This window comes from Corynebacterium sp. HMSC056F09 (genome assembly GCF_001815785.1).
GTDB lineage: Bacteria > Actinomycetota > Actinomycetes > Mycobacteriales > Mycobacteriaceae > Corynebacterium > Corynebacterium hiratae.
Window position 1 is genome coordinate 41,227 of record NZ_KV821918.1, and the last position, 12,055, is coordinate 53,281.

Here is a 12,055-nt window from a genome sequence, read left to right on the forward strand (position 1 = left end):
AAACTAACGCCAGCCCATCGTCATCAACAGGCCGATGATGGCCAGGCCGAAGCCGATGCCGTAGTTCCACGGGCCCAGCTCCTGCATGAACGGAATGGACTCGCCCGCCAGGTAGTTCACGACCAGCCAGAGCAGGCCGAGGAGCATGAGGCCCAGCATGATGGCGATGTACCACTTCGGGGTGCCCTCAGAGTTGATCTTGACCGGGGTGCGGTTAGTAGCAGAGCTGGAGGACTGCGGGAGTGCGGAGCCCTCCGTCGTGATCTTGGACTTTGGCATTGTTACACCTTCACGAAGAATAGGGGGGTTAATCTGTGGAATACCTTAGCAGCTGCGGCAATTAGAGCTACTGCGGCAGCAGCGCCGCAGGGTCAAACTCCCAGAACCGGATGTGGATGGTCGCATCCTTGCGGATGACATCGCCGCGGCTTGCCGACGCCCACCCAATCTTGTCGCTGTCGATCGGGTTAGACGTTGGGATGCGCTCGCCCACGTCGAGGGAGCCAGACCAGCCCTTGGCGCGCAGCGCGGATTCGGCTTCCTGCTGGGTGGAATGCGTCAGGTCCGGTGCCTGGATGAGCATCGCGTTCGAGACCTCCAGGGTGACCTGGCTGCCCTTGGGCAGCTTCTGGCCCTTCTCGACGACCCTGAGCACCTGGTTTTCCGGAAGCTCAGAGTCCACCGAGTTCACGTTGACGTCAAAGTCCATGGAGGACAGCATCTCGACCGCGCGGTCACGATCCATGCCGCTGACATCCGGGACGCTAACTTCCTTCTGACCCTTGGAGACGGTGATCCGCACCTTCGAGCCCTTGGACAGCTGCGTACCGCCCGCCGGGTTCTGGGAAATGATCTCGCCCGCGGGGGCCTCATCATTCACCTGCTCGACGTCGGTGTGGAGCTCTAGCTCGGCTTCCTCCAGCGCGGCGGTGGCTTCATCCAGCTTCATGCCGGTGAGATCCGGGACCTCGGTGACCTCCTTGCCGGAGGACACCGTCAGCGTGACCGAGGAGTTCTTCTGCAGCTCTGAGCCTTCCGCAGGGTTGATGCGGATGACCTTGCCGCGCGGTACATCGGGGCTGGCTTCCTCGTTGATGCTTACCAGCAGGCCAAGCTTCTCTAGTTCCTCCACGACTTCGTTGCGCGGGCGGTTGGCCACCTTCGGGATAGTCACCATGTTCGCGCGCTGGGCTGCTTCATGCTGCTCCTGCTCGCGCTCGCGGGCCTCTTGGCGGGAGCTATCCCAGAAGTCCCAGGCAAAATAACCAATGATGGCGACGAGAGAGGCCGCGAGCAGCGCCGCCAGCCACTTCAGACCGGAGCCGGACTCATCGTCTTCAGAGGGACGAGTCGAGGCCACCGGTGCGCGGTGCTGCGCGGCCACGGGTGCCACCATCGTGGTGGGGTGATCCTCATCGTTGACGTGGGAGCGTGCTGCCTCCGGCAGCTGGCCCTGGGCCAAACGCTCGAGGTCATCGCCCATCTCCCAAGCAGATTGGTAGCGGTCCGCAGGGTGCTTGGCCATCGCCGTGAGCACGACGGCGTCGACGCCGAGCCGCTGCCGTTCCGTCAGATCTTCAGTGATGAGCTCCGAGGGTGGTGCCGGATCCTCCTGCACATGCTGGTAAGCCACCGCAAAAGGTGTTTCACCTTCAAACGGCGTGCGGCCGGTAACCGTTTCATACATGACGCAGCCCAAAGCGTAGACGTCAGAGCGGGCGTCGGCAGGCTTGCCGCGGGCCTGTTCCGGCGAAAGGTACTGCGCGGTGCCGATGACAGCAGAGGTTTGCGTCATCGCCGACGTGGAATCATCCAGCGCGCGGGCGATGCCGAAGTCCATGACCTTCACCTGGCCGGTGTTGGTCAGCATAATGTTGGCCGGCTTGATATCGCGGTGGATAATCCCGGCCTCGTGGGAAGACTGCAAAGCATCCGCCACCGGTTTGAGCACGCGCGCGGCTTCTTCGACCGGCATGGGGCCATCCTCACGGACGATGTCGCGCAAGGTGCGGCCCTGCACGTATTCCATGACGATATAGGGAACCATCAGGCCTTCGACGTCCTTTTCACCCGTGTCGAAGACGGCAACGATGTTCGGGTGATTGAGCTTGCCGGAATTCTGGGCCTCGCGGCGGAAACGCTCGCGGAAGTTGACGTCGCGCGCCATGTCGGGGCGCAGCATCTTGATGGCGACGGTGCGCCCCAAAACGGAGTCCTCGGCTTCGTACACCTCGGACATGCCGCCGGTGCCGATGGACTGGCGGAGGTGGTACCGATCACTGACCATGGTGGGTTACTGGCCTCCCTGTAGTGCGGATTCTTCGGTGGGGTTGCTCTGTGAGTCTAGTTCGGGCGCGGGCGTTGGGCTGTCATTGACCTGCGGTTGCGTCTCCTCCGTAGGGAACTCGGGCGGCTCCTGATGGGTCGTGCGTTCCGTGGTCACCGGCGGGGCGGGGATGACCGAGTGCGTCGTGGTAACGGTGACCCGGGTCGGCTCCTCCTCGACGGTGGTGATCTCGACAGTCTCGGGGGTTTCCGTTTCCTCTTCCTCCGTGGTCTCCGGCACAACTGTCTCCGTCACGATGACCTCCGTCGGCGCTGGTGGTGGGGTCGGTGCCGTGTTCCCCCACATCCGGTAGGCCATGAGTCCGACGGCCACGAGGGCGGCGATGGCCACGGCGATGAGCAACCCGGTGCCGAAACCACCCTTCTTGTCGGGGCGCTCCTCCGGCTGCGGTGTAGAAGGCTGGACGGCTGGTCGCACCGTGGTGGGCTGCGCCATGTTGGCCAGCATTTCCGTCGAGGCGGAGGGTGAGGGTTCATCGGCGATGGGCGCGAGTGCTGCGGATTTGGGCTGCGGCGGGCGCTGGCCTTGGCGTACGGCCGAGATCGCATTGGTGAACTCGTTGCCATCAGCGAAGCGGGTGTTGGGGTCCTTGCGCAGGGCCATGCCGATCAGTTCCCGGGTGGGCGCGCTAATCGACGTCGACAAGGGCTCCGGCGCCTGACTAATGTGCGCCAGCGCCACCGATACCGAGGAATCACCGCTGAAGGGGCGCTTGCCGGCCAGCATCTCGTAGCCCACCACACCGAGTGAATAGACATCCGACGTTGGGCCGACCTCGTAGCCCTGGGCCTGCTCGGGGGAGACGTACTGGGCGGTGCCGACGACCATGCCGGTGCGGGTCAGCGGCACGGCGGCGGCGGCCTTGGCGATGCCAAAGTCGGTGATCTTGACCTGCCCGTTTTGGGTAATCATGAGGTTGCCGGGCTTGATATCGCGATGCACCAGGCCCATGTGGTGGATCACGGACAGGCCGTGGGAGGCCTGCTCCATGACGTCGAGCGCCAGCGTTTCCGGCAGCGCGCCCTCGCGAGCCAAGAGGTCTGCCAGGGATTCGCCGCGGATGTACTCCAGGGCCATGTAGCAGAAGGTGCGGCCGTTGTCCTCGAGCTCGCGGTAGTCGTAGGTGGCCACGACGTTCTCGGAATCAATGGACTCTGCCGCCTTGGCCTCGTTGCGGAAGCGCGAGAGAAACTCGTTGTTGTCCGAGAACTCGGGGCGCAGGACCTTGAGGGCGACTTCGCGGTCATTGTGGACATCATCCGCCAGCCACACCGTGGACATGCCGCCGTGGCCGACGATCCACTGCAGCTGGTAGTCCTCACCGATCAGTTCTTGGAGGTGCTTTTTGTTATCTGCACTATTCACTACTGCTCACCTCCGTATGCGCGCAGGATGGCACGGCCGATGGGCGCGGAGACCTGGCCACCGGTGGCATTTTGGCCAAGGTGCCCGCCGTCCTTGACCACGACGCCCACCGCGATGTCCTTGTCTGGGTCGAAGGCCACGTACCACGCGTGCGGGGCGAGGCCCTCACCGTGCTCGGCGGTGCCAGTCTTCGAGGCAAAACCGTTTCCGTCGTAGCCGAAGGTGCTGCGTTCGGAAGCGAACATGAGGTCCTTGATGGTGTTGGCTGTTTCTTCATCCACAGCTTCGGCGGCCTGACGTGGTGTGGTGGTGCGCAGCTCATTCATTTGGGCATCGGTGATGCGGTTGACCAGGTAGGGTTCCATGCGCTTGCCCTGGTTGGCGATGGTGCCGGCCATGATGGCTGCCTGGAGGGCGGACATGGTCACGTCGCGCTGGCCGATGGCGGATTGGGCGACTTGGGCGCCGTCGCCAAGCTCACCGAGCGCGCCAGCGGAAGTATTAACACCCAACGAGTATTTCTCACCCACGCCGAAGCCCTCGGCGTACTTGCGCAGCTCATCGGCGCCGATGCTCTCCGACATCTGCACAAAGGCCGTGTTGCAGGACAGCGCGAAGGCCGTCTGCAGGGTGACGCTGTCCGCGCCGCCGCAGGACTGGTTGCCGTAGTTGGTGAGCTCCGTGACGGTATCGGGCAGCGTAATGGACGCTGCGCCGGTCAGCGTGGAGTTCGGCTCGAAGCCGTTGTTCAGGCCTGCTGCAGTGGTGATGATCTTGAAGATGGAGCCAGGGGGAAGGGTGTCCTGCGTGGCGTGGTTGACCAGCGGGGTGCCTTCCTGGTTCTGCAGCTGTTCCCACTTCTCGCCAGCGTTATCACCGAGCAGGTCGGAGACGTTGAAGCTGGGGGAGGAGGCCATGGCCAAAATCTTGCCCGTCGAGGGCTGGATGGCTACGGCCGCGCCGTTATAGCCCGGTCCAGCGAGCTGATCGTAGGCGGTTTGCTGTAGGGCTGGATCGACGGTGACTTCGACGTTCGCGCCCTTTTGCGGCTTGCCGGAGAGTATATCGAGCCAATTGCGCGCCAGGAGCGAATCATCCTTGCCATTGAGGATGTCATTCTGGGAGGCCTCCAGCTGGGAGGCGCCGAAGCGCTCCGAGAGGTAGCCGGTGATGTTGGCAAAGGCCGGGGAGTCGGCGGGGTAGGAGCGGGAGTAGTTGCCCTCGGCGTCGGCAGTGGACTGCGCCAGCACCGTGTTGCCAGCGAAGATCTGGCCACGCGGGGTCGTGCGCATCTCCAGGTAGCCGCGAACGTTCTTAGGGTTATGGGCGTACTTATCCGTCGAAAACGCTTGCACCACCGTGAGGTTTACCAGGAGGATGGCAGTGAGGATGAGGGAAAAAAGGGCGACGAGGCGGATCGATCGGTTCATCGGATGGCCTCCTGGACGGCGGGGAACATGGACGTGTCAGTGGGTGCGTTTGAGCTCAGCTCGCGCGCCGGGCGGCGTGCCGCGTTGGAGATGCGCAGCAGGATGGCCAGCAGCATGTAGTTGGCCATGAGCGAGGAGCCACCCGCAGACATGAACGGCGTGGTCAAGCCCGTCATGGGCAGCAGCGCGGAGATGCCGCCGGTGACGACGAAGACCTGCACGGCCAGCGTCAGGGCCAGCCCTGAAGAGACCAGTTTGCCATAGGTATCACGGCAGGTCAGCGCGGTGCGGAAGCCGCGGGAGACGAGCATGGCAAACAGCACAAGTACCGCGGCGAGGCCAACCAACCCGAACTCTTCACCGATTCCGGCCAGGATGAAGTCCGAGTGCGCTACCGGCACCATGTCCGGGTGGCCCTGGCCTAGGCCGGTGCCGGTAATGCCGCCGGAGGACATGCCGAAGAGCGCCTGGGAGAGCTGGTAGCCGGTGGAATCATAGTTAGCCAGCGGATCCAGGAAGTTGGAGAAGCGTTGCTGGATCTTCTCCGAGACCTGGTAGATGCCGAAGCCACCGATGCCCACGAGGATGACGCCAATGAGCAGCCAGCTCACGCGGTTGGTGGCCATGAAGAGCATGCCGAGCACGGTGCTAAACAGCAGCAGAGCCGGGCCGAAGTCATTGGAAATGCCCATGATGACAATCGCGATGCCCCAGATCACCAGGATGGGGGCGAGATCTCGCAGGCGCGGCAGGGAAATACCCAAGAACTTGTAGCCGGCCACCGTGAACAGTGAGCGCTTCTGGGTCAGCAGCATGGCGAAGAACAAAATCAGCAGGATCTTGGAGAACTCACCCGGCTGGATGGAAAAGGGTCCGAGCCACAGCCAGATGCGGGCGTCGACGCCCGGCGGCTGCGGCCACACCAGGGGTAATGCGAGGAGGATCAGGCCGAGCGCACCCAAGATATAGGAGTATCGGGTGAGCGAGCGGTGATCACGCAGGAGGACGAGCACCAGCGCGAAGAGAATGAGGCCCACGATGGTCCACATCACCTGCCGCACCGCCAGCCCGCCTCCGTTAGCTAGATCGAGGCGCTGCAACAGAATGAGCCCGGTGCCGTTGAGCACCGCGACGATGGGCAGCATGAGCTGATCCGCATAGGGTGCCAGGAAACAGAGCACCAAGTGAGCGACAGCAAAGACGCCGATGAAACCGCCGACGAGGTAGAGCACATCGAGTGTCAGCACGTTGCCTTGGGACAGCTCAAGGCTGACCAAGGTGATGGCGAAAACCACGGTGGCCAGCACGAGCAGGCCGAATTCGGTGCCGCGGGAGAAGAATTTACTCACCTACTTCACCTCCCGGCAGTTTCCTTTGGACGCGCTCTTGTCATCTTTTCCGTCTTTTCCGTCTTTCGAGGCCTTCGGGCAAGGCTTGAGCGCCTTGTCCGAGAGCTGCGACAGCTGCGTTTGCACCTCGTCATAGGAGCCGGAGGGCAGGTTGCCCACAGCGGCACGTTCAGATTCGGGCAAATCCTTCAGCGTGAACGGCGCAAAGTCGCCCGCGCACTCTCCGTGCCCGAGCTTGAGCGCATTGTCCTTGCCTAGGCACGCATTCTGATACGTGTGGTGCAGCGGGCGGCCAAAGATTTCATAATCCGCACCCTGCTGGATAGTGAGGGTGCCACCCTCATCCGTAGCCACGTAATAGTTATTGCCCAGATAATTCTTCATCCAGAGCCCGCCACTGACGACGAGCACGATGACGATGGCAAGGCATGCAATCACCTTCCACCCAATCCGGCTTCGCTGGGGCCGCCGCTGTGGTTCCTCCTGGGGCTTCTCCTCAGCGGCCTGGGCTTTTGGGGGCGAGATCAGCTTTGCGGCGCGGCTCGCGGAAGAATCCGGGTGCGTCGGCTCCGGAACAACACCTTGGATGGCGCCGACGGTGATGGGGGAGTCCTCGTCACCCTCCGCTTCCACGACCTCCGCCACCACAATGGTGACGTTGTCAGGGCCGCCGGAGCGCAGCGCCAGATCCCGCAGGGTGGTAGCGGCCTCTTCGACCGTGCCCTGCTTCAGCGCCTGCTCGATGGTGGAGGCCGTTACCGGATCCGATAGGCCATCCGAGCACAGCAGGAGGCGGTCGCCCGGTTCAGCATCGAGCATAAAGAGAGTCGGCTCCACCGGGCGGCCCGTGTAGGCCTTGAGGATCAACGACTTCTGCGGATGGGAGGAGACATCCTCCGGATCGAGCTTTCCCTCATCCACTAGGGACTGCACATAAGTGTCATCCTTGGTGATCTGGGTCAGCTTCCCCTTACGCAGCCGGTAGCCGCGGGAATCACCCACGTGGCACACGCCGAACTCGGAGCCGTTAAAAAGCAGGGCGGTCAGCGTGGTGCCCATGCCCTCCGTCTCCGGGTGCTCATCCACGTGCTCGCGGATCGCCGCATTGGCGTCTTCCGCCGCCGCGCCGAGCAGGGCCAGCATGTCGTTGTCGCCCGGATCACGCTCGAGGGAGGCCATGTGCTCCACCATGGTGGTGGAAGCGACCTCGCCGGCAGCGTGGCCACCCATGCCGTCGGCCAGCACCAGCAGGTGCGGGCCCGCGTGGGCGGAATCCTCATTGTTTTCGCGGACCAATCCGCGGTCCGTCACTGCAGTAAAAGTCAGGCTTAAAGTCATGCCATCAACCTCACGGTCGTTCGGCCAAGTTTGATATCGGAGCCGACTCCGACTCGTTCTGGCTGGTCAATGCGAACGCCACCAACAAAGGTGCCGTTGCGGGATTCGAGGTCCTCCACGAACCACTCGCTGCCCCTGCGGAACAGGCGGGCGTGGTGGCCGGAGGAGAAATCATCACCGGTGACAAAGTCACAGTCTTGCGCGCGGCCCATCGTACAGTCTTCGAGCGTGCCCAGTTCCATGTGGGAACCGCGCAGCGGCCCGTCCACGATGGCGATTTCACGCGGCGCTTCGCGACGCCTCTGGGCCCCCTTCACCGGGGACGATGCCTGGTAGACGCCGGCGGCCTTATTGGCGTCGCGGCGCATGGCGTTGAGCGCGACCAAGATAAACAGCCACAGCAACACCAGCAGGCCGATGCGCAGCGAGAGCAGCACGATCGAATCCATGAAAAGTCCTTACGCTAAGAATCTGGGAACACTTGCCGGGCGGCTTAGTAGCCCTGGTCTTCGAGGCCGGTGATGCGCACCTCGATGTGGGAGTGACCGAGGGTGATCACGTCGCCGTCGGCAAGCAGCCAGTTCTCAATCGGGGTGTCGTTGACGGTGGTGCCGTTCGTGGACTGCAGGTCCACCAGCACGGCGTCCTGGCCGTTCCAGGTGATCTCCGCGTGCTGGCGGGACACACCGGTATCCGGCAGGCGCAGGTCCGCGTCGTTGCTGCGGCCCAGAATATTGGAGCCCTCCTGCACGTGGTAGACGCGGGAGGAGCCGTCCTGCAACATGAGCGTCACCGCAGGGCCCTGCGGCGCTGGCTGATTCGGGGTGGGGGCCATGAAGGCGGTGGTTGCGGCCTCGTCGGCGTTGTGCGGCTGGGTCATAGAGTCCTCCTGACCATGGTCGTGGTGGAAAATCGCATCGAATCCGGTTTCTTCGGTGGGCTCGTGATCCAAAAAAGAGGACACGCGCAACTGCCCAGTCCGCAGCCCCGACTCCTCCGCGATGCGGACGATGACCGGCCCGGCGAGGGACCAGCCACTGTTACGGATGAAGCGGGTGAGCTGATCAGCTAGATCCTTGGGAACATCCCGGTCCTGTGAGAGATTCTCGATGTCCTTGGAGGACACGCCGACGGTCATGACGTTGGGGCTATAAAGCTTGCCATCATCACCGCGGGACAGATTGTCTTGCGCCTCCTGCTTGAGAAGCTCCTCAATCTCTGCGGGGACGACTTTACCGCCGAAGACAAAGGCCATGCCGTTGTCCAGTCCGCGTTGCAAGGAAGAATCCAGCTTGGCGAGCTTGTCAAGAAATGCCATAGGGTAACGCCGTCCTCCTTTCGGGATGTTCAAGGGAGAGGTATAGCAGCGATCAGTATAGGTTGCTTTCCTCTATTTAACGTAGACGCGCGGCCTATAGTTCCCTGGAAAGTTCGGGTTTGCCAGCGGATTTGTAGAATCTGTTGGACTGCGTGCTAAGGTTAGCTAGTCGCCAAGACATCAATACCCTGCCCGGGTGGCGGAATTGGCAGACGCGCTGGCTTCAGGTGCCAGTGTCCTTATAGGACGTGCGGGTTCAAGTCCCGCCCCGGGCACGCTGTGAAGTCTCGAGACATCGTTCCGGTCGGTGTCTCGAGATTTTTCTTTTTCAGTGGCCTGAGTTCGCTAGGCCAGTACGACGTATCAAGAAAGCGTCAATGGATTAAGGTCGTTGTGCCCGTATAGCGGGGACGCGTGAATTGTCTTTGATCCATACCGCGGCGTGAGGATCAATGAAGTCCGCTACTTCTTGAATAGCGTTATCAACGGAGTCGAGATGTGCGACTTCACGGGCTCTATCGCGTTGTTGAACGATTGATTCGTGGTGAGAGCACCTATTCCTCATTTTGTAAACAATGACTACAAGTTCTTCAAACTGCTGTCTACTGTCAGGCGTTCTCTTCAACGCCTTCTTTACCTGGGGCCAGATACTCGCCTGATAGTGACTACTCAAGAGGAAACGCCAGAAGTCGAAGCTGAGTTCAGCGATGATTTTTCCTGGTGGTGCACCTTCCTTCCCGGCCCGTTTCTTCGCTTTGCGGATATTCTTCTTCGCTGCATCGTTGAAAGGGATTCGATCGTCGTCAAACCATCGCTCGCCGTACCTTCCGGTTAGGGCATTGTGAATGCTATTTCGGAGGAGTACTTCGAGGTGTTCGATGTCTGCGAGATAGGTTTTCGTGAGGTGAGTATTCCAAAGGTAGAGCGTTTCTGGTGATGGATGATCGGCGTACCTGCTCATTCGCGCAGATGAAAACCACTGGGACAGCTGTACTTGGGCTGGGCTTGGATTATCCATATGGATATGATAATGTGCGCTTTGAAAACCCCGGAACGATCCCTGCACTACGAAAGTAGGAGTAAATCGCCGGGGTTATTGATATCTTCGGGGAATTATAGCGGCCAGAAATTCGAAGTTTTTCGCCCTTATTTACCGTGAATGACAGCGACAGATTTGTGATCCCTTGGGCTTGGGAGTTGTGGCAGTAGCAGCTACCTTTGAAGGATGATTACTAATGAACTCCGAGAACTACTGACCGCAGCCACGACCCATGCGCAGCGTTTCCACGACGGGGTAGATCACACCGTAGCCGCAGCCCTCCTGACCGAATCCGGCAAACACGTGCTCGGTTTAAACGCATATCATTTTCTCGGTGGCCCCTGTGGTGAAATCTCGGCCTTAGCTAACCACGCTGCTAGTCATCCAGAGGATCCGATCCGAGCGGTAGTCGCCGTCCACGGTCCGACTGGCCAGGTGCTTTCGCCCTGTGGAAAGTGCCGCCAAGTGCTATTTGATACTGATCCGTCTATCCGGTGCATCGTGCGCGGAAGCAATGGACTTGAAGCACTCACTGTGGAAGAGCTCTTACCGTTCGCATATAACTGGCGTGACATGGACAAAGAGCAACGCATCTATATGTGGGAAGGTTACGAGGAATCAATTCGAAGCGGAGAAAAGCAACAAACCATTCGGGTGGATGATCCCTTCCATGAAGGAAGCGCCCAGATTGTCTTTGAGAAAGAATCCGGAGAGGTCGTCACCATTCCCGCAGCGGTCACGTCAGTTGTTTCTACCCAGCGGAGGTCCTTGACGGAGGAACAAGCCCGAAGAGATGGCTTTGGCTCTCTTGCTGAGCTTCATGAAGCGCTTGATACTCACTATCCCGGATTAGCTGAGGACGACGAAGTCGACGTCGTTGAGTTCACGCTCCGCAAGGCTTAAAAGCTTTGGCGAAGCCCACGCGGAAATGATTTTACCTAGACTGTCGGTATGTTCGGCCCCGCTTCCGCCCTGCCACCGCGGCTTATAGATTTCCCTGTGCTGCGGTTACCGTTTGTGGAGTTCGTGCTTGTTGGGCTGCTGGTGGCCCTCTTTTTCGTCGATACGCAAGGAACTGATGCTGAGAGTGGCTTCCTTGCAGTCTTTGTGCTTCTTCCCGCACTCGTGTTTCTGGGAATTGCTTACCTTGTTTCCCTGCCCATGCAGCGGAAGGTCATTACAGATTTCCGCCTGGATGCCGTTTTCGTCGTTATCGGGGCGGTTGGTCTCTTCGGCTGGATCGAGCAGATGCTCATCGCTTTGCCCTTCCTGTGCTGCCTACCCGTGGGGCTTTCAGCACTGATTCGCAGAGGCATCGCCTTTGCGTTGTGGAAGAAGGGTAAAGGCCCTCAACTGCCGGAATGAGGTTACGCGCTTTGCCAGCGCATCCTGCCATCAGAAGCAGGTGCGCACGTCATCGGGACACCTCTCTTTGATACGCCGCTTCCGCCGCTGCAATACGCGCCGGGATGAACATAGTTCTCCTGCACGGCGGGTGCTTCATACACCGCGGCGGCTTCTTGAACTGGAGGATTCGCAGCCAGCATCTCGTCCGAGCACTGTTGCGTCCAGCCAGAGGTTCCATCGCTGAAGAATGCCGTACCGGTTTCGTGCAGCGAGACATCACCGCAGGACTCGATGGTTTTCTCCATCGGAGTAGGCTGCGCCGCGCCGGGGGCCTCGGTGAAGCCGATGACTTCCTCTTGTGGTTGATCTATGTTGACGCCTTCGACGTTTTCCTCCGTAGCGGGGAGGGTGGGCTGTGGGGCGTCTTCAGTAACGCTGGTGCTTGTGCTTGGCGACGTCTCACTCGCAGGGGTGGATTCAACGTCGAGAGAGTGTTCAGAAGACTGAAATGGTAGCGGTGTG

12 protein-coding genes and 1 tRNA gene are annotated in these 12,055 nt (G+C 60.8%); 3 read left to right on the forward strand and 10 right to left on the reverse strand.

The features are described 5' to 3' along the window. Positions 1-3: 3 nt before the first annotated feature. From crgA to HMPREF3056_RS05350, 8 genes are all read right to left on the reverse strand, one after another. Positions 4-279: a cell division protein CrgA gene (crgA, locus tag HMPREF3056_RS05315; protein WP_010188168.1), complete on the reverse strand. Its 276-nt coding sequence runs from the start codon at positions 277-279 to the stop codon at positions 4-6. Positions 280-346: 67 nt separating this feature from the next. After that, positions 347-2,287, reverse strand: a complete 1,941-nt coding sequence (gene pknB / locus HMPREF3056_RS05320; protein WP_070754303.1) for a Stk1 family PASTA domain-containing Ser/Thr kinase — start codon at positions 2,285-2,287, stop codon at positions 347-349. A gap of 6 nt (positions 2,288-2,293) precedes the next feature. After that, positions 2,294-3,712: a serine/threonine-protein kinase gene (locus tag HMPREF3056_RS05325; protein WP_070512838.1), complete on the reverse strand. Its 1,419-nt coding sequence runs from the start codon at positions 3,710-3,712 to the stop codon at positions 2,294-2,296. Further along, positions 3,712-5,142 carry a penicillin-binding transpeptidase domain-containing protein gene (locus HMPREF3056_RS05330; protein WP_070517666.1) on the reverse strand — a complete coding sequence of 477 codons (1,431 nt, stop codon included), beginning with the start codon at positions 5,140-5,142 and terminating at the stop codon, positions 3,712-3,714. The genes HMPREF3056_RS05325 and HMPREF3056_RS05330 overlap by 1 nt, the downstream gene beginning before the upstream one ends. Further along, the gene (locus HMPREF3056_RS05335) at positions 5,139-6,491 is read right to left on the reverse strand and encodes an FtsW/RodA/SpoVE family cell cycle protein (RefSeq protein ID WP_070517667.1); all 1,353 of its coding nucleotides are present in this window, start codon (positions 6,489-6,491) and stop codon (positions 5,139-5,141) included. The genes HMPREF3056_RS05330 and HMPREF3056_RS05335 overlap by 4 nt, the downstream gene beginning before the upstream one ends. Next, positions 6,492-7,829, reverse strand: coding sequence for a protein phosphatase 2C domain-containing protein (locus HMPREF3056_RS05340; RefSeq protein ID WP_070517668.1), 1,338 nt, complete (start codon positions 7,827-7,829; stop codon positions 6,492-6,494). Then, positions 7,826-8,278 (reverse strand): FHA domain-containing protein FhaB/FipA, encoded by a 453-nt coding sequence (locus HMPREF3056_RS05345; RefSeq protein ID WP_046648650.1) that lies wholly within the window; start codon positions 8,276-8,278, stop codon positions 7,826-7,828. Before HMPREF3056_RS05345 ends, HMPREF3056_RS05340 begins: the two co-directional genes overlap by 4 nt. A gap of 44 nt (positions 8,279-8,322) precedes the next feature. Further along, a complete protein-coding gene (locus HMPREF3056_RS05350) occupies positions 8,323-9,147 on the reverse strand; it encodes a DUF3662 and FHA domain-containing protein (RefSeq protein ID WP_070512829.1) in 825 nt (274 codons plus the stop codon). 190 nt (positions 9,148-9,337) lie between these two features. Here HMPREF3056_RS05350 and HMPREF3056_RS05355 point away from each other — a divergent pair. Beyond that, positions 9,338-9,422, forward strand: a tRNA-Leu gene (locus tag HMPREF3056_RS05355). Positions 9,423-9,529: 107 nt separating this feature from the next. On the opposite strand, the gene HMPREF3056_RS05360 is transcribed toward HMPREF3056_RS05355, so the two are convergent. Continuing rightward, the gene (locus HMPREF3056_RS05360) at positions 9,530-10,165 is read right to left on the reverse strand and encodes an Abi family protein (RefSeq protein ID WP_070546042.1); all 636 of its coding nucleotides are present in this window, start codon (positions 10,163-10,165) and stop codon (positions 9,530-9,532) included. A gap of 207 nt (positions 10,166-10,372) precedes the next feature. On the opposite strand from HMPREF3056_RS05360, the gene HMPREF3056_RS05365 reads away from it, so the two are divergent. Both HMPREF3056_RS05365 and HMPREF3056_RS05370 read left to right on the forward strand, forming a co-directional pair. After that, positions 10,373-11,089, forward strand: a complete 717-nt coding sequence (locus HMPREF3056_RS05365) for an ASCH domain-containing protein (RefSeq protein ID WP_070512821.1) — start codon at positions 10,373-10,375, stop codon at positions 11,087-11,089. A 48-nt stretch (positions 11,090-11,137) separates the two neighbouring features. Next, positions 11,138-11,551: a hypothetical protein gene (locus HMPREF3056_RS05370; protein WP_070512818.1), complete on the forward strand. Its 414-nt coding sequence runs from the start codon at positions 11,138-11,140 to the stop codon at positions 11,549-11,551. A gap of 2 nt (positions 11,552-11,553) precedes the next feature. Here the strand turns inward: HMPREF3056_RS05370 and HMPREF3056_RS12980 are convergent. Then, positions 11,554-12,055 (reverse strand): hypothetical protein (locus HMPREF3056_RS12980; RefSeq protein WP_083317783.1); only part of this gene is annotated, 502 nt, incomplete at its 5' end.

Excerpts from the sequence above, each read along its gene's own strand:
- crgA (WP_010188168.1), bottom strand. The coding sequence starts at position 279 with ATGCCAAAGTCCAAGATCACGACGGAGGGCTCCGCACTCCCGCAGTCC.
- pknB (WP_070754303.1), bottom strand. The coding sequence starts at position 2,287 with ATGGTCAGTGATCGGTACCACCTCCGCCAGTCCATCGGCACCGGCGGC.
- HMPREF3056_RS05330 (WP_070517666.1), bottom strand. The coding sequence starts at position 5,142 with ATGAACCGATCGATCCGCCTCGTCGCCCTTTTTTCCCTCATCCTCACT.
- HMPREF3056_RS05340 (WP_070517668.1), bottom strand. The coding sequence starts at position 7,829 with ATGACTTTAAGCCTGACTTTTACTGCAGTGACGGACCGCGGATTGGTC.
- HMPREF3056_RS05345 (WP_046648650.1), bottom strand. The coding sequence starts at position 8,278 with ATGGATTCGATCGTGCTGCTCTCGCTGCGCATCGGCCTGCTGGTGTTG.
- HMPREF3056_RS05350 (WP_070512829.1), bottom strand. The coding sequence starts at position 9,147 with ATGGCATTTCTTGACAAGCTCGCCAAGCTGGATTCTTCCTTGCAACGC.
- HMPREF3056_RS05360 (WP_070546042.1), bottom strand. The coding sequence starts at position 10,165 with ATGGATAATCCAAGCCCAGCCCAAGTACAGCTGTCCCAGTGGTTTTCA.
- HMPREF3056_RS05365 (WP_070512821.1), top strand. The coding sequence starts at position 10,373 with ATGATTACTAATGAACTCCGAGAACTACTGACCGCAGCCACGACCCAT.
- HMPREF3056_RS05370 (WP_070512818.1), top strand. The coding sequence starts at position 11,138 with ATGTTCGGCCCCGCTTCCGCCCTGCCACCGCGGCTTATAGATTTCCCT.